This window comes from Bauldia sp. (genome assembly GCF_965232525.1).
In the GTDB taxonomy this organism is placed as follows: domain Bacteria; phylum Pseudomonadota; class Alphaproteobacteria; order Rhizobiales; family Kaistiaceae; genus Bauldia.
The window spans coordinates 497,759-518,038 of the sequence record NZ_OZ246980.1; the positions used below are offsets into that span (position 1 = coordinate 497,759).

Genomic DNA, 20,280 nt, shown 5'->3' on the forward strand with positions numbered 1-20,280 from the left:
CTTCGCCGACCAAACAACGGGGGAACCGTTTGGCCCGGGCGATCATCATGGTGCTCGATTCCGTCGGGATCGGCGGCGCCGAGGACGCGGACCTCTTCGGCGATGCCGGCGCCAATACCGTCGGCCATATCGCCGAGGCGTGTGCCGCCGGCAAAGCCGACCGCGCCGGCCTCAGGTCCGGACCGTTGCACCTGCCCAACCTCGACCGACTGGGCTTGGGGCGGGCGTGCGAAGCGTCGATCGGCGCACCGATCCCGCCGCTCGGACACGACGGACCGGCCGCGGGCCTGTGGGGCTATGGCGTCGAGGTCTCCAAGGGCAAGGACACCCCGTCCGGCCACTGGGAAATCGCCGGCGTGCCGGTGCCCTTCGCCTGGGGCTACTTTCCCGACACGGTGCCGGCCTTCCCCGCGGACCTGACCGAGGCGATGATCCGCGAGGCGGAGCTGACCGGCATCCTCGGCAACAAGCACGCGTCGGGCACCGAGATCATTGTCGAGCTGGGCGACGAGCACGTCCGCACCGGCAAGCCGATCTGCTACACCTCGGCCGACTCGGTGCTGCAGATCGCCGCCCACGAGGAAGCCTTCGGTCTCGACCGACTGTACAACCTTTGCGAAATCGCGCGGCGGCTGGTCGATCCCCTCAACATCGGCCGCGTCATCGCCCGGCCGTTCGTCGGCACCGACGCCAGCGACTTCAAGCGCACCGCCAACCGCCGCGACTACTCCGTCCCGCCGCCGGAACCGACGCTCTGCGACCGCGTCGTCGAGGCCGGGCGGCAGGTGATCGGCGTCGGCAAGATCGGCGACATCTTTGCTCATCGCGGCATTAGCCAAGTGATCAAGCAGCCCAACGACGACCGGCTGTTCACCGCGACGCTGACCGCGCTCGACAGCTTGGCCGACGGCGACCTGATCTTCACCAACCTGGTCGACTTCGATTCCCTCTACGGTCATCGGCGCGACGTGCCCGGCTACGCTGCGGCGTTGGAAGCCATCGACAAGCGCATTCCGCAACTGGAGGCGGCGCTCCGCCCCGGCGATCTGGCGGTGATCACCGCCGACCACGGCAACGACCCGACCTGGACCGGTACCGACCACACCCGCGAACATGTGCCGATCCTCGCCTTCGGTCCCGGTTTTGCGCCGCGGTCGATCGGCCGGCGGAAGACGTTCGCCGATATCGGCGAATCGGTCGCCGCTCATCTCGGCCTCGCCCCGGGCCCGCACGGGACGTCGTTCCTGTGACCGCGGCGGTCCCCAAGGCGGAACTCCACTGCCACATCGAGGGCGCCGCGCCGCCGGCGCTGGTCAGGCGGCTCGCAACACACCACGGCATCGATCTTGACGGCCTGTTCGACGACCGCGGCGGGTACGCCTGGCACGATTTCGCGAGCTTCCTCGATGCTTATGGCCGCGTCTCTTCCGTCTTTCGCGATCGCGACGATTTTCGGGCGCTCGCCCACGCCTACTTCACGTCGCTCGCCGCCGAGGGCGCGATCTACGCGGAGGTGTTCATGGCCCCGGACGTGGCCGCCGATCACGGCATCGCCATCGGCGACTATGTCGGCGGCCTCGATCAAGGCATTGCCGAGGCCGAGGCCGAGACGGGGATCGTCGGCCGGATGATCCTCACCGGCGTCCGCCATCTCGGCCCCGACCGGGTGCGCGCGCTGGCGGAATGGGCGGCGGCCAACCCGCACCCGCGGATTACCGGATTTGGCTTGGCCGGCGACGAGACACTGCATCACAAACGCCACTTCGCCGACACGTTCGCCATCGCCCGTACGGCGGGCCTCGGTATCACCGCCCACGCCGGCGAACTCGACGGACCGGACAGCGTCCGCGCCGCCCTCGACCACCTCGGCGTCAAGCGCATCGGTCACGGCGTGCGCGCCATCGAAGACCCGGCGCTGGTCCAACGGCTCGCCGACGAGGGCATCGTCCTGGAACTCTGCCCGGGATCGAACGTGGCGCTCGGCCTCTACCCGGACATCGCCGGCCATCCCTTCCGCCGACTGATGGATGCCGGCGTCCGGGTCACCATCAACGCCGACGACCCACCGTTCTTCCACACTTCGCTCGGCCAAGAGTACGCGGTCCTCGCCGAAGCCCATGCACTCGACGACGCGGCACTCACCGCGATCACCCGCACGGCGATCGAAGCGGCCTTCGTCGACGAGGCGACGCGGCAGCGGCTGCTGGCGCGACTGGACGACGCCTAGGCCGCCTGACGACGCCGGCACCACCAGCGGCCGGTTGTGACCATGGTCACGCCCTCCCCCCTGATTTGTGACCGCTATCACTGCGGCTTCGGCGGCCGGGCCCCATAGTCCCGGTCATCGAAGGACACGGGCACCGCCCGACACGTACAGGGGAAAAATCATGAAAACCTTCGCCAAGATCATCGCCGCCGCCACCTTCGCAATCGCCGCGATCGGCTTTGCGACCCCGAGCCAGGCCGGCTTCTTCAACACCTTCACACCGAAGGCCAAGCTGACCGCCACCATCTCACTGTCGCAGCAGACCATGACCGTCGAAGCCAGGGACAAGCGCGGCAACCTCCACACCGCGACCTGGACCGTCTCGACCGGCAAGCAGGGCTTCGAGACCCCGACCGGTAAATGGCGCGCCAAGCGGCTCTCCGAGGACCACAAGTCCCGCAAGTACAACGATGCGCCGATGCCGCACTCGGTCTTCTTCCTCGGCGGTTACGCCATTCACGGCACCACCGCCCTCGGCAAGCTCGGCCAGCCCGCCTCTCATGGCTGCGTCCGCCTCGCGCCGGAAAACGCCGAGACCTTCTTCGAGTTGGTCGAAGCCTACGGCAAGTGGAACACCCGGATCGTCGTTACGGACTGAGCGAGCCCCCACTCGTCGGGCGCTGCGTTACCAGCCAACCCCGCTAGCAGCGCCTTCAGTCCAATACCACCGCCGCCCGGCCTCCCCTCCGGGCGGCGGTTGGCTTTTGGGGGTGGGGTTATGCGCCGCAGTGAGCGCCACCAGTCCTCTTCAGCAACATTAGTCGCGATGGAGCGAACGACCGCGTCGGCGGCGCCCGCCCCCGCAGCTCTAGTGAACGTGTCTGTCGAACCAATCCAGCATGTCGCGAGGGTGATCGCCGAACCAGTTGTAGCCGTCGAAACGGTGGGTCGGCTCTTCCAGCCAAAACATCTCCTTTTCGGCCGGTATGCCGTCATACATCTGTTCGATCTTGTCAAAATTGGTGAAGGGGTCCTTGCGCGCTTGCACCAGCCGCGTCGGTACGGAGACGAACTTCGTTGCCGCTTCGATGGGAGCAAAAAAGGGATAGCCCCCGGAATTCGCCTCGTAGTGTCTCTGGGCGGCGTCGAAGACAGCGCTTGGAAGCTTCATCGCCTTCAGGTAGTCGCCGTTGCTGAGAGGCTGGAGCGCGACGAGCGCTTTGACGCCCGACTTCACCAAAAAATCGGCCTCTTCTTCGAACGCGAAAAACGTCGTGTTCGCCCCGTAGCAGTAGCTCAACAGACCAATCGGCTTTCCGGTTGTCATCGGCTCATTTGTGACGAAGTCCACGGCGCCGATCACATCAAACCGCTCGCCCTTGCCGCCAGTGCCAACCCCGAGTTCGGTCTTGTCGCTTTCGCCATGATTTCGCAGGTCGTACATCAGCACGCCATAACCTGCCTCAACCAAGCGCTTCGCGACGTTACAAAACTCGATTTCCTTGTCATACGGTTTGGTCAAGCGGGGCTGGTATTTCAGCTGATAGCCAAAGCGATTCGCCCGGTATCCGAAATGGGTCATGATGACGATCGCCGCGGCCTCCTCGTTAATCAACCAGCCACGAAGGGTCAGGCCGTCGCGCGTGGAAAACGCCACGTCACGATAGGACAGGCCATAGTCGGTTGGCGTTTTCGGGAATGGTTGGGGCAGCGGCTTTAGCATCGTGTTGGCAAGGAATTTTCCAACAGGCCGGGCGACAAGGTTCAGCATGATCGTGAGCCCTCATATGGACAAACATCGTCTTAACGTCTTATTGACACTTAGCGTTCGATTGTCAATATGTCACCATGACTGAACGCGAAATTCACATCATTGAGTCCGCCTTCTCCCTGTTCCTCCGGTACGGCGTGAAGCGGACAAATATGAACGACATTGCGAAGGCCGCCGGTATCGCCCGGCAGACGCTCTACAACGCCTTTCCCAACAAGGACGCGGTGTTGCGCGCGACGATCCGGCTCTTCACCGACCGTGCTTTGGCGGAAGTCGAGAAAGAATTGCGCCGGAGCGAAACGCTCGGCGACAAAATCGACGTGGTGTTTCAGCAGCTCGCGGTCCGCCCATTTGAAATACTGCATGTCTCACCGAATGCGGAGGACATCATTTCGGGTATGAACGCAGCCAGCCGCGACGAGATCGCGGAGAACGATCGGGCCTTTCGGTCGGTGTTGGAGCGTGTCTTTTCTGAGCGGAAGGAGGCGATTGCCAATGCTGGGCTCTCGCCGAAAGCCCTCGCGGAGATCGCCCAAATCTGTGCATCCGCGTCAAAGGACAAGGCGACGGATCGCAAGCACCTCGACGACCTGCTGGCGGCGGAAAAGGCGATGATCCTGAGTATCACTGGCAGGTAGTTGCTCAGAACGTCATCGGACAAGCGCCAAACACGACCGGTTCGCAGCGCCGTCGGTCCGAATGAGACCGCCGTCCGGCGCCTTTTCCGGGCGGCGGTTCATCTCGATCCGCCGTACTATTTGCCGGAAAGATCCTGCGCCAGCATCAAGGCGTTGCCATCGGGATCATAGAACGTTGCCGTGCTGACCATCCCTTCGACGGTGTCGGTCGGTCCATCGAACTTGACGCCAGCCGCCTCGAGCTTTTTGCGGTCGGCCTCGATGTCCGCGACACCGAACACGGGAACCGTGTTGCCAGGTTGCGGTTCGGTCTGCTCGCCGAGACCTAGTGTGACGCCTTCCGTCTTGGTCGCAAGTTCGCTCCACCCTGCTTCATCGATGTGATGCAGCAGCGTGAAGCCCAGTTTGTCGACATACCAGTCGGCGCTCCTGTGACGGTCGCGGACGGACATGGCGAGAGTCAGGGTGTGGTCCAGATTCACAACAGGCATGGTCTTCCCTCATATCAAAAAGTAAGTTACTATACTTTATGGACATTGCCATGCTTGTCAAGCTCACGTCCCGGGCTTGGTCGCTGGATATTCTGTCCCGGCTCCATGCGGGGACACCCGGCCGACAGGCGCCATTGCTGGCGGCGACCGGCGCCGGCCGGACGGCCTTCACGGCGAGCCTGCAGCACTTGATCGAGATCGGCCTTCTGGAACGGAACCCGGGACATGGTCACCCGCTCCGACCAGAATACCGGCTGACCGAACGCGGGCACGATGTTGCGCCGATCGCCAGCCGGCTCGCCGATATCGTCGGCGACAGGCCGGAGGCCGCCCTGCTCCGCCGTACCTGGACCGTGCCGATCCTCGCCGTGACCGGGGCGCCCAGACACTTCAACGAGATCAAGGCGGACCTCGCTTCGATCACAGATCGCTCCTTGTCGAAGGCGCTCCAGGACCTGGAAGATCACGGATGGATCCGGCGCACCGTCGACGTTTCCCTGCGGCCGTTGCGGCCAACCTACCAGGCGATCGGATCGGGGGCGCGGATCAACCGCGCCGTTTCGTCGATTGTCTCATGAGGCCGAACGTCGGCTTCGTCGGTAGGGAGCGGCTCTACCCAGCCCCGATCCGCTCGATCACCGCCGGCGAGGGCTCCGCCGCCGCTTCGGCCAAACCATAGGCCGCCCGGACCGCCTCCGCGGCGCGATCGGCGTGGGCGTCATTGCGGGCGTGAACGATTGCAAGCGGCGCCTCAGCCGGGCCGACCGGAACCCCGATGCCGGCGAGATCGGTCAAGCCGACCGCATGGTCGATGCCGTCCTCCTCGCGCATGCGACCACCGCCCAGTTCGACCACGGCGATGCCGAGCGCGCGGGTGTCGATGGCGGACGCAACCCCGTCCTCTGCCGCGTGCACCGGCCGCGCTACCGGGGCGGCCTTGAGGTAGGCATCCGGGCGCTCGACGAAGTCGGTCGGCCCGCCGAGGGCCGCGACCATGCGGCCGAAGATCTCAGCGGCGCGGCCGGAGGAGATCGCTTCCGCGACCCTGGCCCGACCGTCCTCCGCGTCGGCGGCGAGGCGGCCCAGCGCCAGCACTTCGCCGGCGAGGCCAATGGTGACCGCCTCCAGTCGCGGGTCGCGGCGGTCGCCGGTGAGGAAATCGACCGCGTTCCTGACTTCCACCGCATTGCCGGCGGCCGACGCCAATGGCTCGTCCATGCCGGTGATCAACGCGCTGGTCTTCATCCCGGCGCCATTCGCCACCGAGACCAGGCTGTCGGCAAGCTCCCGGGCGGCCTCGGCCGAAGCCATGAAGGCGCCGCTGCCGGTCTTGACGTCGAGCACCAGGGCATCGAGGCCGGCGGCGAGCTTCTTCGACAGGATCGAGGCGGTGATCAGCGGCACCGATTCGACCGTCGCTGTCACATCGCGGATCGCATAGAAGCGCTTGTCGGCGGGAGCGAGGTCGGCGGTCTGGCCGATGATGGCGCAGCCCACGTCTCTGACGACATGGCGGAACGCTTCGATGTCCGGCTGGGTTCGGTAGCCGGGGATCGAATCGAGCTTGTCGAGGGTGCCGCCGGTGTGACCGAGGCCGCGGCCGGAGATCATCGGCACGAACCCGCCGCAGGCGGCAATCGCCGGCGCCAGCATCAGTGAGACATTGTCGCCGACGCCGCCGGTCGAATGCTTGTCGAGCACCGGCCCTTCCAGGCCCGTCCAATCGAGGACGGCGCCGGAGTCGCGCATGGCAAGCGTCAGCGCGACCGCCTCGTCGCGATGCATGCCTTGAAAGAACACCGCCATGGCGAAGGCGGCAACCTGGCCCTCGGTCACCGATCCATGGGTCAGGCCCTGGACCAGAAAGGCGATTTCGGCCGGATCGACCGGCTCGCCCTGGCGCTTCTTGCGGATGATCTCCTGGGGCAGCATCACCTCAGCCCCCGGTCGCGGAGGAAACGGCGCAGGATCCGTTCGAGCTTGGCGGCGCCGACCGGCGCCAGGCGCTTGGTTTCCTCGTGGGAAAGCTCGGCACCGGTCATCCCGGCGGCGAGGTTGGTGATGGTCGAGACCGCGGCGACCCGTAGGCCGAAGAAGCGGCCGAGGATCACCTCGGGCACCGTCGACATGCCAACCGCGTCGGCGCCGACGATCCGGGCCATGTTGATCTCCGCCGGCGTCTCGAAGGAGGGGCCGGAGAACCACATATAGACGCCGGTGGCGAGCGCGATGCCCTCCCGCTCGGCAGCGCCGAACAGTGCGGCACGCAGGCTCTCGTCATAAGCACCGGTCATGCCGACGAAACGGTCGTCGGTCGGCTCGCCAATCAGCGGATTGATGCCGGAGAAGGCGATGTGATCGGTGATCAGCATCAGGTCGCCGGGCCCGACATGGGTGCGCAGCGAACCGGCGGCGTTGGTCAGCACCAGCGTGTCGCAACCGAGCGCCTTCAGGGTTTCGATCGGAACCCGCATGGCAGCGGGATTGCCGCTTTCGTAGAAATGGGCGCGGCCCGCAAGCACAACGGTCGGCACACCTTCCAGCCGCCCAGCGACCAGTTCGCCGCGATGGGAGGAGACGCCCGACGACGGGAAGCCGGCGAGATCGGCATAGGGAAAGCGGACCGGATCGGCGACCGCGTCGGCCAGCGCGCCGAGGCCCGAGCCGAGCACCAGGCCGACCGAATAGGGAAGATCGCTGGCGGCGCGGACCGTTCCCGCCGCGGCTTCGGCTTCCGCGCTGATCATACCGCCTCGCTCATGGCAAAGCCCTCGGGAAGCAGATCGGCGAGGCGATGGGTCTGGCGCCGTCGGCCTTCCGGATCCGAGACGTGGATGAGGGTTCCGGGCATGCCGAACTCCGCCAGCCGCTGCCGACACCCGCCACACGGGGTGGTCAGGCGGCCGTCAATCGGATCGGCGACGAGTTGCACCTCGACAATCCTGCGCGCGGCCGGATCGTCGGACGCGACGACCATGGCGGCAATTGCCGTAGTCTCCGAGCACCAGCCCTCGGGAAACGAGGCGTTTTCGACGTTGCAGCCGACGTGAACGGTACCGGCTTCGGTGCGGATCGCGGTGCCGACCGCATATCGCGAATACGGAACATGGGCCCGGCTCCGCACCGCCCGCGCCGCCTCGAACAATTCCCGATCCGCCATTCACGCTCCTTCTCGCCGGCTTGTCGCTGGCGATGCCCCTCTGGATCCGGCGCTTCTATCATGGACCCCTGCCCATGCGGTTGGCAAAAAGCTGCCGTCGCGTTGTTCCACATGGTGAGCAAATAACCTCGACGCTGGCCCATGAAAATGCAAAGCTAGATTCAATTCCTGAGGCGTTTTCCGGGGACTACAGGTGGAAACCGCCTCCAACCTTTAAGATGAAACGGAGGGTGAAGTTGAACACCAAAATCATCAAAACCGCGCTCGCCGCGGTCGCTACAGCGGCCCTGATGGCCGGCGCGAGTGGATCGGCCCATGCCTTCAAGGCCTGCCAGGTGACCGACACCGGCGGTGTCGACGATAAGGGTTTCAACGAAACCGCCTGGAAGGGCGTCCAGGACGCCGTGGCGAACCTCGGGGTAGAGTCCAGGCTCCTCGAGTCCTCCGCCGAAACCGACTACGTGCCGAACATCAACTCGTTCATCGAGGAAGAGTGCGACCTGATCCTGACCGTCGGCTTCCTGCTCGGCGACGCGACCCGCGAGGCGGCGGAAACTAACCCCGATCAGCAATTTTCGATCGTCGACTTCGCCTATGAGCCGGCCCTGCCGAACGTGCTCGGCCAGGTCTACGCGACCGACGAAGCCGCCTTCCTCGCCGGCTATCTCGCCGCAGGGATGAGCCAGTCCGGTATCGTCGGCACCTTCGGCGGCATCAACATCCCACCGGTCACCATCTTCATGGACGGTTTCGTACGCGGCGTGAACTATTACAACGGCCAGAAGGGCACGAACGTCGTCGTTCTGGGCTGGGATGTCGAAAGCCGGGAAGGCCTGTTCACCAACAACTTCGACTCGCTCGACGATGGCCGCGCCTTCGCCCAGAACCTCTACGAGGAGGGCGCGGATATCGTGATGCCGGTCGCCGGACCGGTCGGCCTCGGTTCCGCCGCACTCGCCGACGAGCTCGGGACGGACCAGTTGAAGATCATCGGCGTCGACGCCGACCAGCACGAAACCGATCCGGAGAAGGGTCACGTCTACCTGACCTCGGTGCTGAAGCGCATGGACGCGACAGTGGTGCAGGCGATTGAAGCGGCGATGGCCGGCGACTTCCTGAGACCGGTGATCGTCGGCACGCTGGAAAACGGCGGCGTTGGTCTTGCCCCCTTCCACGACCTGGACAGCGAAGTGCCCGCCGGCCTGAAGCGGGAGCTCGATACGATCACCCAGGGCATTCTCGAAGGAACCATATCGGTCACGAACTGACCGATCGCGGGTCCGCGCCCGCTTCAAGCGATGTCACGCGCTGCGCCTGAAAATAGCGGCGCGTGAGCCTCCACAAGCCGGTCTGGGGCACCCACAGGTGGATATCGAGCTACGCGGCATAACCAAACGCTTCGGTGACGTCGTCGCCAACTCCGACGTCAACCTGTCGATCAAGGCCGGCGAAATCCTGGCCTTGCTGGGCGAAAACGGGGCCGGCAAGACCACCCTTATGAATGTGCTCTCCGGCATCTACCGGCCGGACGAGGGCGAGATCCTCATCGACGGCCAGCCGGTCCACTTCGACGGCGCCGGTGACGCGATCCGCGCCGGGATCGGCATGGTGCACCAGCACTTCATGCTGGTGCCGGTCTTCACCGTCGCCGAAAACGTCGTGCTCGGCGTCGAGCCGACCAAGGCCTTCAACCGGCTCGACATCGCCCGCGCCCGCGAGCAGGTGCGGGCGATCAGCACCGAACACGGCCTGCATGTCGATCCGGATGCGATCATCGAGGAGATCCCGGTCGGCATCCAGCAGCGGGTCGAGATCATCAAGGTCCTGTTCCGCTCGGCCGACGTCCTGATCTTCGACGAGCCGACCGCGGTGCTCACCCCGCAGGAGGTCACCGACTTCTTCGGGATCGTCAAATCGCTGCGCGATGCCGGCAAGGCACTGGTGTTCATCACCCACAAGCTCGGCGAAGTCCTGGAGATCGCCGACCGGATCAGCGTCCTGCGCGGCGGCAAGATCGTCGGCGAGGGCGATCCCAAGACGGCGACCGAAGCCGAGCTGGCTGAGATGATGGTCGGCCGGCCGGTCCAGTTCGAGGTCGACAAGGCACCGGCGAAACCGGGCGCGCCGCTGCTCGAAGCCCGGTCGCTCAAGGTTCTGAACGATCGCGACGAGATCGCGGTCAACGATGTCAGCCTCACCGTGCGCGCCGGCGAAGTGGTCGGGATTGCCGGTGTCCAGGGCAATGGCCAGACCGAACTCGTCGAAGCGCTGACCGGCCTGCGGCCCCTGGTCGGTGGCACCGTCCACTTCGGCGACACCAACATCACCAAGGCATCGGCGCGGGAACGGCATCGGCTCGGCATGGCTCACGTCCCCGAGGATCGCCAGCGCTCCGGCCTGATCGAATCGTTCACGGTCGCCGAAAACATGGTTCTCGACACCTATTACGACGATCGGTTCTCGTCGGGCATCCGGATGCGCTGGCAGGACGTCTACGATGCCGCCGCCAAGGACGTCCTGGCCTTCGACGTGCGCACGCCATCGATCTTCACGCTCGCCGATCACCTCTCCGGCGGCAACCAGCAGAAACTGGTCGTCGCCCGGGAGATGTCCCACGCGATCAAGCTGCTGATCGCTTCCCAGCCGACCCGCGGCGTCGACGTCGGCTCGATCGAATACATCCACCAGCGGTTCATCGAGGCGCGCGACGCGGGCGTCGGCGTGCTGATCATCTCGACGGAACTGGAGGAAATCCGGGCGCTGTCCGATCGCGTGCTGGTGATGTATCGCGGCCAGATCGTCGCAGAGTTCGAGGGCGACAAGGCAAACATCACCGAACTCGGGTTGGCGATGGCGGGGGTCGCGGCGTGAGCAACACCGACGAGAAGCGGGAGACCGTCAGCGAGGAACTGTTGCGCCGGGCTGTTGCCGACCGGTTCAGCGTCGGCGATATCCTGCTGGTGCCGATCCTGTCGGTGATCCTCGCCCTGATCCTCGGCGCGGTAACCATGCTCGCCACCGGGGTCAGCGTTTCCTCGATCGGCCTCTCCTACGTCGCCCTGTTCGACGGATCGCTGGGATCCATCGCCTCGCTGTCCGAGACGCTGACCGCCGCCGCACCGTTGACACTGGCCGGGCTCGGCATCGCCCTCGCCTTTCGGGCCGGGCTCTTCAACATCGGCGCCGAAGGCCAGCTGCTGGTCGGCGGCATGGCGGCGGTCGGGGTCGGCTTCGCCTTCACCGGGCTGCCGGCGATCATCCATCTGCCGCTTGCTTTGCTCGCCGGAGTGCTTGCCGGTGCGTTTTGGGCGTCGATCGCCGGCTGGCTCAAGGCGGCGACCGGGGCGCATGAGGTGATCACCACGATCATGCTTAACCTGACCGCCTTCCGGCTGGTCGATTATCTCTTGCGCAACCCGCCGTTCCAGAAGGCCGGACGCGCCGACCCGATCTCGGAATCGGTCCTGTCGACCGCCGAACTGCCGCGGCTCCTGTTCGCCTTCGATCCGAACCTGCGCCTTCACGCCGGCGTTCTCCTGGCGCTTGCCGCGGTGTTCTTCATCTACTGGCTGCTGTTCCGCACCACCATCGGCTTCGAGTTCCGCTCCGCCGGCGCCAATCCGGACGCGGCTCGCTACGCCGGCATGAAGTCGGGGCTGATCATCGTGCTGGTGATGGCCGTCGCCGGCGGCCTTGCCGGTCTCGCCGGCGCCAACCAGGTACTGGGCGTGTTGGGCCGCGCCTCACCCGGCTTCGGCGGCGGCATCGGCTTCGACGCGATTGCGGTGGCGTTGCTCGGGCGATCGCACCCGATCGGCGTGTTGCTCGCCGGGCTGTTGTTCGGCGCGCTCGAAGCCGGCGGGCGACAGATGCAGGTCGATGCCGGGGTCAGTATCGACCTGATCTCCATCATCCAGGCGCTGATCATCGTCTTCATGGCGGCGCCGATGCTGGTCCGGGCGATCGTGCCCTGGGTGTTCCGCTCAGGCGGCGCCGACAAGGCGACGGGGATAGGTGGCTGAATGTCATTAGCGCACGACACACCGTTGGTGACACCGGATCTGGAACTGAGCCGCCGGCGCCAGAAAAAGGTCAACGGCGTCATCCTGTTCCTGCTCGCCGCCCTGGTGATGGGCGTCTTCGCGGTTCAGTCGGAAGGCAGTGCCGTCTTCCGTCTGTCCCTGCCGCGCGACCTGATCCCGATCCCCAACCTGTCGGTTCCAGCGGCGCCCTATTGCTACGTCATCGCCGCGGTGCTGGCGTTTTTCGGTGCCCGCCAGTTCATGCGCGGCGGCGCCCGCTGGTCGAACGTCGTGCTCGGGATCGGCCTGTTCCTGGCGGTCACCGCGTTTCTGGTGTGGGCGACTTCGGGCAAGTCGTTCTCGCTGACCGGAATGCTGGAGGCGACGCTGATCGCCGCCGTGCCGATCGCCCTCGGCGGGCTGTCCGGGGTGCTCTGCGAGCGGGTGGCGGTGGTCAATATCGGCATCGAGGGGATGCTGCTCGCCGGCGCCTTCACCGGTGCGATCATTGGCTCGGTCGTCGGCGGGGTGGCGGGAATCGTGGCGGCAGTCGCCGTCGGCGGTCTGTTCGGCTTCATCCTCGCGGCGCTGGTGGTCACCTACCGCGTCGACCAGATCATCGCTGGCGTCGCCATCAACCTGTTCGTGCTGGGGATGACCAGTTACGTTTCAAGCCAGGTGCTGACCGTCTACACCGAGCTGAACTCGGCGCCGGTGTTCCGGGTGATCCCCATACCGCTCCTCAGCGACATCCCGGTTCTCGGGCCGATCCTGTTCGAGCAGAACATCTTCGTCTACGGCGCGCTGGTGATGGTGGCGGTCGCCACCTACTACCTGTTCTACACCGGCGCCGGCTTGCGCGCCCGGTCGGTCGGCGAACATCCGGAAGCGGCGGATTCGCTCGGCATCAACGTCTACCGCACCCGCTACATCAACGTCATTCTTGGCGGCATGGTCGCCGGCTTCGGCGGTGCCTGGTTCACCCTCGGCTCGGTCGGCCGGTTCGACGAAGGCATGACCGGCGGGCGCGGCTTCATCGGGTTGGCGGCGATGATCTTCGGCCGCTGGCACCCGGTCGGGGCGCTGATGGCGGCGCTGGTTTTCGGCTTCGCCGACTCGTTGCAACGGAAACTGGCGATCCTTCAGACCCCGATCCCGTCCGAGTTCCTGGCAATGGCGCCCTACATCGCTACCATCGTCCTGGTCGCCGGTCTGATCGGCCGCGCCCGGCCGCCGGCCGCCGACGGGCAGCCCTTCATCAAAGAATAGCAGCGCCAACCAAGGACACCTGCCATGGCCCAACGCCCGGCACTCGCGCTGATCGCGCACGACCGGCAGAAGGACGAGATCGTTGCCTTCGCCCGCGAGCACGAGAATCAGCTTCTCGATTTCGACCTGTTCGCGACCGGTACGACGGGCGGCCGCATCAAGGACGCGTTGCCGGCCCTGGGCATCACGCCGCTGAAGAGCGGCCCGCTCGGCGGTGACCAGCAGATCGGCGCTAAGATCGCCGACGGCACAGTGAACGCGATGATCTTCTTCGTCGATCCGCTCACCCCGATGCCCCACGATGTCGACGTCAAGGCATTGACACGGCTGGCGATCGTCTACGACATCCCCTTCGCCCTCAACCGAGCGACGGCCGAGCTGCTGATCAACCATCACGCCGGTCTCGGCGGTCGGCCGGCCGAAGAGTCCCAGTAGAGCCCAAATGATGTCGGACGCCATCAAGCATTTCGCTTTTCCAGTCCTGATCGGCGATATCGGCGGCACTAACGCCCGCTTTGCGTTGCTTAGCGACGAAGACGCGGCGATCGACCGCATCCCCAACCTCGGCACCGCCGACTTCAACACGATCGGTGACGCCATCGCCGAGGCGCTGGCGGAACGGGAGGCGGCGCCGAAGACCGCGATCCTCGCCCTGGCGGGGCCGATCACCGGTGACCGGGTACCGTTGACCAACTGCGACTGGATCGTCGAGCCCAAGGCGCTGATCCAGCGGTTCGATCTCGACGACGTCATCCTCCTCAACGATTTCGAGGCTCAGTCCCTGGCGCTGCCCGGCCTCGGTCCGGATGACCTCGATCCGATCGGGTCCGGCAACGTGACGCCGACCGGCGCGCGAGTCGTGGTCGGCCCGGGCACCGGCCTCGGCGCCGGCGCCCTGGTCCATACTCGCAACATGTGGGTGCCGATCCCCGGCGAGGGCGGGCATATCGATCTCGGCCCCGTCAGCCGACGCGACTTCGAACTCTGGCCGCATATCGAACTGACGTTCGGCCGCATGAGCGCCGAGACAATCCTCAGCGGCTCAGGCCTGCTCCGTCTCTACAAGGGGGTGTGCGCGCTGAACGGATTCCCGGCGCCGCTCGACGACGAGGCCCACGTCACCGCCGCGGGGCTCGACGGCGAAGACCACGGCGCGGTCGAGGCGCTCGATCTGTTCGCCACCTATCTCGGCCGCTTCGCCGGCGACCTGGCGATGGTGTTCGCCGCCCACGGCGGCGTCTATCTCGCCGGCGGCATCCCGGTGCGCATCCTGCCGGCGCTGAAGTCCGGCACGTTCCGGCGGGCGTTCCTCGCCAAGGAACCCCACGCCGACCTGCTCGAAGGGATCGCCACCGCGGTCATCGTCAAGCGCGACGCCGCGCTCGCCGGCATCACCGACTTCGCCCGCCGGCCGCATGGGTTTGGCGTCGAGCTCGGTGGCCGGCGCTGGCAAAGCTGAGGGTTGGCGTCAGTCCCCTGATTCCGCCGAGTCGGCCTGGAGGAGACCGTAGCGTTCGGCGCCAATGTCGTTGAACAGGCTGAGCTGGGTCTCGAGGAAGTCGATGTGACCTTCCTCGTCGGCGAGCAGGTCCTCGAACAGCTTCATCGAGACATAGTCCTCGGTGGCCCGACAGACTTCCCGCGCCTCGTTGTAGAGGCGCCGGGCGTCATATTCGCCTTCCAGGTCCGCCTCGAGGACCTCCTTGATGTTCTGGCCGATCTTCAAGGGGTTGAGCTGCTGCATGTTGGGGAACCCTTCGAGGAAGATGATCCGCTCGGCCAGCTTGTCGGCGTGCTGCATTTCCTCGATCGATTCCGCCCGCTCCTTGCGGGCGAGCTTGGCATATCCCCAGTCCTCAAGCAGACGGTAGTGCAGCCAATACTGGTTCACCGCGGTGAGCTCGTGGCGCAGCGACTGATTGAGATAGTCGATGACTTTGGGGTCGCCTTTCATGGGTCACTCCGAATATTACAATCATTCCAAACTAAGGCTGCTCGCGCGGATCGTCAAACGACTTGTCGATGTCGACGAGCGATTCGACCACGTCGCTGCTGATGTCGGACACAAACGCTCTCGGGCCGGCAAAATCGATTCCTGCCTCCGTCACGATGTGTCCGAGCGTTCCGAGACAGGTGCCGCAGTTGGGCCGGCCGCCAAGCGCCTTGAACAGCCGCCCGGCGGTCACCGGTCGGTCCGGCGTGTCCCGCGCAAGCGTTCTCGCCGCCTCGGCAATCCGGGCGCGGGTGATCACATTGCAGGAACACACGATCATAGACGATCAAATGACATGGGCGGCGCCGACCCGCAATCGGATGCTCGCTAGCAGGACCGTTCAGCGGAAGTACGCCGCATAGAAGACAACGATGGCAAGCGCGAAGAGGAACGCCACGCCAAACATATAGCGCGACAGCCGGTCGAGCCAGAAGGCACGGTCCATGCGATCGGTTTGCACGTAGTGATTGACCATCAAGGACTCGAGGATGGCACCGACCGCCATCATCGCCGTCAATCCGTAGAAGATGCCAATCGTCGTCAGGTAAGGTACTCGCGGAAGGTCGCGGTTAACCCAAAGCAACAAGGTTATGACTGTAAGAAAAGCAATCGATATTATCTTGAGTCGGTCGTGAAAACTCGTCCTCGTTATGAAGAAAACCGTCCACATTAGAATGATGACGCCGATGAGTGGCAGAAAATGGCGCCACAAATAATATCCGCCCCGCCTTTCAACATCGATCGAGAATGTAATCGCTGGTGAATAAGTGTCTTCAAGGAATTCGATGTCGCCCGCGCTGAAGGTCGTGTCAACGATGTCATAGTCGGCTGGAACGATTTCCGCGCCATCATGCCACGTGGTGAACCACATGGGCTCAAGTCTGAATGAATCGTTGCGCTGCCCAAAGATGGTGAGAACCACATCAAAACGTTGAATATCAAAAGGAAATGACCTGAACCGCGCTTCGTAGGAGCTACGCACCGTGACCTGGGTCTCAAGATTGACAAAGCCGTCGGCATAGACGGTGAGCAACGTGTTTGGCACCAGGTTGTTGCCAATGGCATTGTAGAACATGATCGCCGGCGACCAGATATTGTTCAAAACCTCGCGCGCGGTCTCTTCCTGAAACTCCAGCTTGTTCGACCCGCCGAAGGGTTCGAACCGAAGGCGCGGGTCGTTCCAATGCTGCGTCAGGGTGACAATCGCCGTGAATTCCTGCTCGCCGAGACGAACGTCGGTGATCTCGTGCAGATGGAGGCCGGCGAGTACAAGAGTGGGTCTTGCCGTATCCGGCGGCAGGGCGAAGCTGGGCTCGCTGACCCATGCCGGCGCCTGATCAAGCCCGGCGGGCGCCGATGACACGGGCGTTTCCTGGGCTGTCGCCGCACTGATCGCGAGAAGGGTCGACGCCAATCCGATCGCGGCCCATCGACCGGCGGCGCGCACCGCGGCGGGCCAGGCGCCAGCCATCTGACGGGTCCTCTCCGGCGCAAGGCGAGCGGCCATCGTCATTGCGGCCCGATATCGGCAATCATCGCCTCCGTTTGCGATCGCATATCGCCCGGCAAGTCGACGAAACCGAGCGTGGCATTGTCGTCGGCCGGCCTGGCGAGGCCGAAGCGAACGAACCGGCGGATGGCGGCGGCCAAGCTCGCGTTGCCGTAATCCCGGTGGGCCACGAAACGGGTGACGATTACGATCGGATAGACCTGCGCCGTCGGGTCATTGTCGGCCCCATCAAGGGCGAGCAGACCGGCGCGAATGGTATCTGAATTCGGCGAGATGAACGGGCCATCGTCGTCCCCCAGTGCGGCGATCCCGATCGGTTCCTCCGCCGATCGCGCCCGGCCGAAGTCGACATAGCCAATCGCCCCGGGTGTTTTCTGGACCGTGAGCAGCAGCCCCGACGTTCCAAGCGATCCCGGCCCGGTCGGCCAACGGATGGTTTGCCCGATACCGGGCCCGCGTCTCCACGCTTCGCTTTCAGCGGCCAGATATCTGGTGAAGGCGAATGTGCTGCCGCTACCCTCCGACCGGTGAACCGGAACGATGGTCATCGCCGGGAGCACGACGTCGGGGTTGAGACGTTGGATCCGCGGATCATCCCAGGTGTTGATCTCGCCAAGAAAGATGCCGGCAACGATCTCACCGCTGAGATTGAGTGTGTCGACACCGCGAACATTGAAAGCCAGCACGAGAGCGCCCGCCGCAAGCGGTAGCTCGACAACGCCCATCGGCGTTTCCCGGCGCTGCTCCGGCGTGAGCGGCGTATCGGACACGGCGAAATCGATCGTGTCGCCCAGAAACAGGGCAACCCCTCGGGCGCTGCCGATCGGACGAAAGGACACGATCACGTCACCGTTGTCGCGGTGAAAAGCGGAGGCCCAGGCCTCAATCAAACGCGTCGAGAAACTCGCCCCGGCGCCATCGATGACGACTTGCGCGGCGGCCCTGTCGCCGATCAACAGCGCGCCCAGCAGCACCGCCAGATGAAGCCAACGCCGGCCCCACCGCCGATCCCGGCTGTGCCGCGCAGTCGTCGTCGGCCGGATCGACCGCATTCCGCCCCTCCCGGCTACACCTTCCTCGACTAGGAAGGATATGTGACAGAGCAATGAAGCAGGCTAAGCGATGGCGGCCACAGCGCGTTTGGCCATCACCTTGACCAGATTGGCACGGTACGCCGCCGACCCGTGGATGTCGGAGAGCATGCCCGCGGTATCGACGGTGAGCGGCTGAATCGCGTCCGCGCTCCAGTTGGCAAGCAGCGCCGCTTCGATCTCCGCGGCGCGATAGACGCCGTCGCCGCTTGCGCCGGTGACCCCGACCCGCACGGCCCCGTCTTTCATCCGCGCCACGAACACGCCGGCCATAGCGTAGCGGGAGGCCGGATTCTTGAACTTGGCGTAGGCGGCTCGCTCCGGTACCGGGAAGACCACCCGGGTGATGAGCTCGTCATCTTCGAGGGCCGTGGTGAACATGCCCATGAAGTAGTCGGCGGCCGCGATCTCGCGCCGATCGGTGTGAATAGTCGCCTCCAGCGCCAGCACCGCCGCCGGATAGTCCGCCGCCGGATCGTTATTGGCGAGCGAACCGCCAAGGGTGCCCCGGTGGCGGACGGCGGGATCGCCGATCATGGCGGCGAGGTCGGAGAGCGCGGGAATCGCGTCGCGCACGTCTTCAGACGTTGCGACCGCCGCGTGGGTCACGGCGGCGCCAATCGAAACCCTATCGGCGTCGACCAGGATTCCGGAGAGCGCCTCCAGCCGGGCGACATCAACCACGTCGGTCGGCGCGGCGAGCCGCTGTTTCATGGTCGGGATCAGTGTCTGGCCGCCGGCGAGAAAGCGGCCGTCGTCGGCGCCGGATATCAGCATCACCGCTTCGGCGAGATCGGTCGGACGATGGTATCGCGTCTTGTACATTCCGATCCCCCGTCAGCCAGTCATCGCTGTGGCGCCGGCTTTGATCGCCTTGACGATGTTCTGATAGCCGGTGCAGCGGCAGATGTTGCCTTCAAGATCGTGGCGGATGGTCGCCTCGTCGAGGTCGCGACCGTGGCGGCGCACCATGTCGAGCGCCGCCATCACCATGCCGGGCGTGCAGAAACCGCACTGCAGTCCATGATGCTCACGGAACGCCTCCTGCATCGGGTGGAGCCGATCGCCGGTAGCGACGCCCTCGATAGTCAGCACCTCGGCCCCGTCCGCCTGAACCGCGAACATCGTGCACGACTTCACCGCCACGCCGTCGACATGCACGACACACGCGCCGCACTGCGACGTATCGCAGCCGACGTGGGTTCCCGTCAGTTTCAGGTGCTCCCGCAGCAGTTCGACCAGCAGCGCCTGGTCCTCGACCTCGGCGCTCGCCGGCGTGCCGTTTACCTTTAGCTCGACCTTCGTCATCCACCCCTCACTGGAAGATCAAAATCAGGACGATCACGACCAGTAGCGCGATCAGCCCCCAGACATACGGACCGCCGAGGACTCCCTTGCCGGCGGCGACCTCAAGCTGTTCTTCGACCGCCTCCGCCGTCACCTCCGGATCCTCGATCACGTCGGCGACCACCGCTTCCTCGCCCTTGTCGTCAGGCGGTTTGCCGGCACCCAGCCGCTCGGCAAAGGCGCCAAAGAACTGGTCGGCCATCTGTTTGGCGGTCGCATCGACCAGCCGGGCACCAATCTGGGCGAGCTTGCCGCCGACCTGCGCCTTGGCAGTGTAGGTCAGTACGGTCGCGTCGGCGCCGTCCTCGGCGAGTTTGACCTCGGCGCCACCCTTGGCGAACCCGGCCGCGCCGCCCTTGCTTTCGCCGGTGATGGTGTAGCCGTTCGGCGGGTCGATATCGGACAGCGTCACCTGGCCGGTGAATGTCGCCTTGACCGGTCCGACCTTGGCCTCGACCGCGGCCTTCATCTCGGTGTCCGAGACCTTCTCAAGCGACTTCGCACCAGGAAGACACGCCTTCAGCGTCTCCGGGTCGTTCAACGCGTCCCAGACCCTCTCCCGACTGGCCGGGATGCGATATTCGCCTGACATTTCCATACGTGATGGGCCCCTGGAGACGGTACGCCGTCTGATTGTCTCCCGTTCGCGGAGGGCGATGGCGGGTTGTTCCGATGCCGCAGGTGGCCGTTGCGGTCACGCTGCAGGCGCCTTTGCATTATCGTTGCATGGCCCGGTCACGGTCGGCAAGAGTTGGATTCATTCGAAACGCGTCGCTACAAGG

The 20,280-nt window shown here is 65.2% G+C and carries 23 protein-coding genes; 11 read left to right on the forward strand and 12 right to left on the reverse strand.

The annotated features are described in order from the left end of the window. Positions 1 to 29 precede the first annotated feature (29 nt). The 3 genes from ACO076_RS02300 (at position 30) to ACO076_RS02310 (ending at position 2,864) form a co-directional block, all read left to right on the forward strand. On the forward strand, positions 30 to 1,250 hold the full coding sequence (locus tag ACO076_RS02300) for a phosphopentomutase (protein ID WP_421725123.1): 1,221 nt from the start codon (positions 30 to 32) through the stop codon (positions 1,248 to 1,250). Then, complete coding sequence (locus tag ACO076_RS02305; RefSeq protein WP_421725124.1) at positions 1,247 to 2,227, forward strand: adenosine deaminase; 981 nt, start codon at positions 1,247 to 1,249, stop codon at positions 2,225 to 2,227. The genes ACO076_RS02300 and ACO076_RS02305 overlap by 4 nt, the downstream gene beginning before the upstream one ends. Before the next feature lie 160 nt (positions 2,228 to 2,387). Then, positions 2,388 to 2,864 carry a L,D-transpeptidase gene (locus ACO076_RS02310; protein WP_421725125.1) on the forward strand — a complete coding sequence of 159 codons (477 nt, stop codon included), beginning with the start codon at positions 2,388 to 2,390 and terminating at the stop codon, positions 2,862 to 2,864. A gap of 210 nt (positions 2,865 to 3,074) precedes the next feature. Here the strand turns inward: ACO076_RS02310 and ACO076_RS02315 are convergent, their stop codons facing one another. Continuing rightward, positions 3,075 to 3,977: an alpha/beta hydrolase gene (locus ACO076_RS02315; protein ID WP_421725126.1), complete on the reverse strand. Its 903-nt coding sequence runs from the start codon at positions 3,975 to 3,977 to the stop codon at positions 3,075 to 3,077. A 77-nt stretch (positions 3,978 to 4,054) separates the two neighbouring features. Here ACO076_RS02315 and ACO076_RS02320 point away from each other — a divergent pair, with 77 nt between their 5' ends. Continuing rightward, positions 4,055 to 4,615: a TetR/AcrR family transcriptional regulator gene (locus ACO076_RS02320; RefSeq protein WP_421725127.1), complete on the forward strand. Its 561-nt coding sequence runs from the start codon at positions 4,055 to 4,057 to the stop codon at positions 4,613 to 4,615. Positions 4,616 to 4,731: 116 nt separating this feature from the next. Here ACO076_RS02320 and ACO076_RS02325 read toward each other — a convergent pair whose 3' ends face one another. After that, positions 4,732 to 5,106: a VOC family protein gene (locus ACO076_RS02325; RefSeq protein ID WP_421725128.1), complete on the reverse strand. Its 375-nt coding sequence runs from the start codon at positions 5,104 to 5,106 to the stop codon at positions 4,732 to 4,734. Positions 5,107 to 5,156: 50 nt separating this feature from the next. Here ACO076_RS02325 and ACO076_RS02330 point away from each other — a divergent pair, with 50 nt between their 5' ends. Continuing rightward, on the forward strand, positions 5,157 to 5,684 hold the full coding sequence (locus ACO076_RS02330; protein WP_421725129.1) for a winged helix-turn-helix transcriptional regulator: 528 nt from the start codon (positions 5,157 to 5,159) through the stop codon (positions 5,682 to 5,684). A gap of 34 nt (positions 5,685 to 5,718) precedes the next feature. Here ACO076_RS02330 and deoA read toward each other — a convergent pair whose 3' ends face one another. The 3 genes from deoA to ACO076_RS02345 are packed head-to-tail and all read right to left on the reverse strand — an operon-like array spanning position 5,719 to position 8,266. Continuing rightward, positions 5,719 to 7,038 carry a thymidine phosphorylase gene (gene deoA / locus ACO076_RS02335; protein ID WP_421725130.1) on the reverse strand — a complete coding sequence of 440 codons (1,320 nt, stop codon included), beginning with the start codon at positions 7,036 to 7,038 and terminating at the stop codon, positions 5,719 to 5,721. Beyond that, the gene (locus ACO076_RS02340) at positions 7,038 to 7,850 is read right to left on the reverse strand and encodes a purine-nucleoside phosphorylase (RefSeq protein WP_421726652.1); all 813 of its coding nucleotides are present in this window, start codon (positions 7,848 to 7,850) and stop codon (positions 7,038 to 7,040) included. The genes deoA and ACO076_RS02340 overlap by 1 nt, the downstream gene beginning before the upstream one ends. Beyond that, complete coding sequence (locus ACO076_RS02345) at positions 7,850 to 8,266, reverse strand: cytidine deaminase (RefSeq protein ID WP_421725131.1); 417 nt, start codon at positions 8,264 to 8,266, stop codon at positions 7,850 to 7,852. Before ACO076_RS02345 ends, ACO076_RS02340 begins: the two co-directional genes overlap by 1 nt. A 236-nt stretch (positions 8,267 to 8,502) precedes the next feature. On the opposite strand from ACO076_RS02345, the gene ACO076_RS02350 reads away from it, so the two are divergent. The 6 genes from ACO076_RS02350 (at position 8,503) to ACO076_RS02375 (ending at position 15,016) form a co-directional block, all read left to right on the forward strand. Continuing rightward, positions 8,503 to 9,534: a BMP family ABC transporter substrate-binding protein gene (locus ACO076_RS02350; RefSeq protein WP_421725132.1), complete on the forward strand. Its 1,032-nt coding sequence runs from the start codon at positions 8,503 to 8,505 to the stop codon at positions 9,532 to 9,534. Between the two features lie 97 nt (positions 9,535 to 9,631). Beyond that, positions 9,632 to 11,137, forward strand: a complete 1,506-nt coding sequence (locus ACO076_RS02355) for an ABC transporter ATP-binding protein (protein ID WP_421725133.1) — start codon at positions 9,632 to 9,634, stop codon at positions 11,135 to 11,137. Next, positions 11,134 to 12,288 (forward strand): ABC transporter permease, encoded by a 1,155-nt coding sequence (locus ACO076_RS02360; protein ID WP_421725134.1) that lies wholly within the window; start codon positions 11,134 to 11,136, stop codon positions 12,286 to 12,288. Before ACO076_RS02355 ends, ACO076_RS02360 begins: the two co-directional genes overlap by 4 nt. Continuing rightward, on the forward strand, positions 12,289 to 13,557 hold the full coding sequence (locus tag ACO076_RS02365; RefSeq protein ID WP_421725135.1) for an ABC transporter permease: 1,269 nt from the start codon (positions 12,289 to 12,291) through the stop codon (positions 13,555 to 13,557). It begins immediately after the preceding gene. Between the two features lie 24 nt (positions 13,558 to 13,581). Next, on the forward strand, positions 13,582 to 13,992 hold the full coding sequence (locus ACO076_RS02370) for a methylglyoxal synthase (RefSeq protein ID WP_421725136.1): 411 nt from the start codon (positions 13,582 to 13,584) through the stop codon (positions 13,990 to 13,992). 10 nt (positions 13,993 to 14,002) lie between these two features. Then, positions 14,003 to 15,016, forward strand: coding sequence for a glucokinase (locus ACO076_RS02375; RefSeq protein WP_421725137.1), 1,014 nt, complete (start codon positions 14,003 to 14,005; stop codon positions 15,014 to 15,016). Positions 15,017 to 15,025: 9 nt separating this feature from the next. On the opposite strand, the gene bfr is transcribed toward ACO076_RS02375, so the two are convergent. The 7 genes from bfr to ACO076_RS02410 form a co-directional block, all read right to left on the reverse strand. After that, on the reverse strand, positions 15,026 to 15,511 hold the full coding sequence (gene bfr, locus ACO076_RS02380; protein WP_421725138.1) for a bacterioferritin: 486 nt from the start codon (positions 15,509 to 15,511) through the stop codon (positions 15,026 to 15,028). A gap of 31 nt (positions 15,512 to 15,542) precedes the next feature. After that, positions 15,543 to 15,830 (reverse strand): (2Fe-2S)-binding protein, encoded by a 288-nt coding sequence (locus ACO076_RS02385; protein WP_421725139.1) that lies wholly within the window; start codon positions 15,828 to 15,830, stop codon positions 15,543 to 15,545. Positions 15,831 to 15,890: 60 nt separating this feature from the next. Continuing rightward, the gene (locus tag ACO076_RS02390; protein WP_421725140.1) at positions 15,891 to 17,021 is read right to left on the reverse strand and encodes a hypothetical protein; all 1,131 of its coding nucleotides are present in this window, start codon (positions 17,019 to 17,021) and stop codon (positions 15,891 to 15,893) included. Between the two features lie 38 nt (positions 17,022 to 17,059). Next, the gene (pstS, locus tag ACO076_RS02395) at positions 17,060 to 18,112 is read right to left on the reverse strand and encodes a phosphate ABC transporter substrate-binding protein PstS (RefSeq protein ID WP_421725141.1); all 1,053 of its coding nucleotides are present in this window, start codon (positions 18,110 to 18,112) and stop codon (positions 17,060 to 17,062) included. 63 nt (positions 18,113 to 18,175) lie between these two features. Continuing rightward, positions 18,176 to 18,976, reverse strand: coding sequence for an FAD binding domain-containing protein (locus ACO076_RS02400; protein ID WP_421725142.1), 801 nt, complete (start codon positions 18,974 to 18,976; stop codon positions 18,176 to 18,178). A 12-nt stretch (positions 18,977 to 18,988) separates the two neighbouring features. Then, positions 18,989 to 19,459 (reverse strand): (2Fe-2S)-binding protein, encoded by a 471-nt coding sequence (locus tag ACO076_RS02405; protein WP_421725143.1) that lies wholly within the window; start codon positions 19,457 to 19,459, stop codon positions 18,989 to 18,991. A gap of 7 nt (positions 19,460 to 19,466) precedes the next feature. Then, complete coding sequence (locus tag ACO076_RS02410; protein WP_421725144.1) at positions 19,467 to 20,096, reverse strand: SRPBCC family protein; 630 nt, start codon at positions 20,094 to 20,096, stop codon at positions 19,467 to 19,469. Between the last annotated feature and the right edge of the window lie 184 nt (positions 20,097 to 20,280).

Coding starts and splice junctions, on each gene's coding strand:
- pstS (WP_421725141.1), bottom strand. CDS start 18,112: ATGCGGTCGATCCGGCCGACGACGACTGCGCGGCACAGCCGGGATCGG.
- ACO076_RS02315 (WP_421725126.1), bottom strand. CDS start 3,977: ATGCTGAACCTTGTCGCCCGGCCTGTTGGAAAATTCCTTGCCAACACG.
- ACO076_RS02370 (WP_421725136.1), top strand. CDS start 13,582: ATGGCCCAACGCCCGGCACTCGCGCTGATCGCGCACGACCGGCAGAAG.
- ACO076_RS02325 (WP_421725128.1), bottom strand. CDS start 5,106: ATGCCTGTTGTGAATCTGGACCACACCCTGACTCTCGCCATGTCCGTC.
- ACO076_RS02410 (WP_421725144.1), bottom strand. CDS start 20,096: ATGGAAATGTCAGGCGAATATCGCATCCCGGCCAGTCGGGAGAGGGTC.
- ACO076_RS02310 (WP_421725125.1), top strand. CDS start 2,388: ATGAAAACCTTCGCCAAGATCATCGCCGCCGCCACCTTCGCAATCGCC.
- ACO076_RS02365 (WP_421725135.1), top strand. CDS start 12,289: ATGTCATTAGCGCACGACACACCGTTGGTGACACCGGATCTGGAACTG.
- ACO076_RS02320 (WP_421725127.1), top strand. CDS start 4,055: ATGACTGAACGCGAAATTCACATCATTGAGTCCGCCTTCTCCCTGTTC.
- ACO076_RS02375 (WP_421725137.1), top strand. CDS start 14,003: ATGTCGGACGCCATCAAGCATTTCGCTTTTCCAGTCCTGATCGGCGAT.
- ACO076_RS02345 (WP_421725131.1), bottom strand. CDS start 8,266: ATGGCGGATCGGGAATTGTTCGAGGCGGCGCGGGCGGTGCGGAGCCGG.
- ACO076_RS02330 (WP_421725129.1), top strand. CDS start 5,157: ATGCTTGTCAAGCTCACGTCCCGGGCTTGGTCGCTGGATATTCTGTCC.
- deoA (WP_421725130.1), bottom strand. CDS start 7,038: ATGCTGCCCCAGGAGATCATCCGCAAGAAGCGCCAGGGCGAGCCGGTC.
- ACO076_RS02400 (WP_421725142.1), bottom strand. CDS start 18,976: ATGTACAAGACGCGATACCATCGTCCGACCGATCTCGCCGAAGCGGTG.
- ACO076_RS02385 (WP_421725139.1), bottom strand. CDS start 15,830: ATGATCGTGTGTTCCTGCAATGTGATCACCCGCGCCCGGATTGCCGAG.
- ACO076_RS02405 (WP_421725143.1), bottom strand. CDS start 19,459: ATGACGAAGGTCGAGCTAAAGGTAAACGGCACGCCGGCGAGCGCCGAG.
- bfr (WP_421725138.1), bottom strand. CDS start 15,511: ATGAAAGGCGACCCCAAAGTCATCGACTATCTCAATCAGTCGCTGCGC.
- ACO076_RS02390 (WP_421725140.1), bottom strand. CDS start 17,021: ATGGCTGGCGCCTGGCCCGCCGCGGTGCGCGCCGCCGGTCGATGGGCC.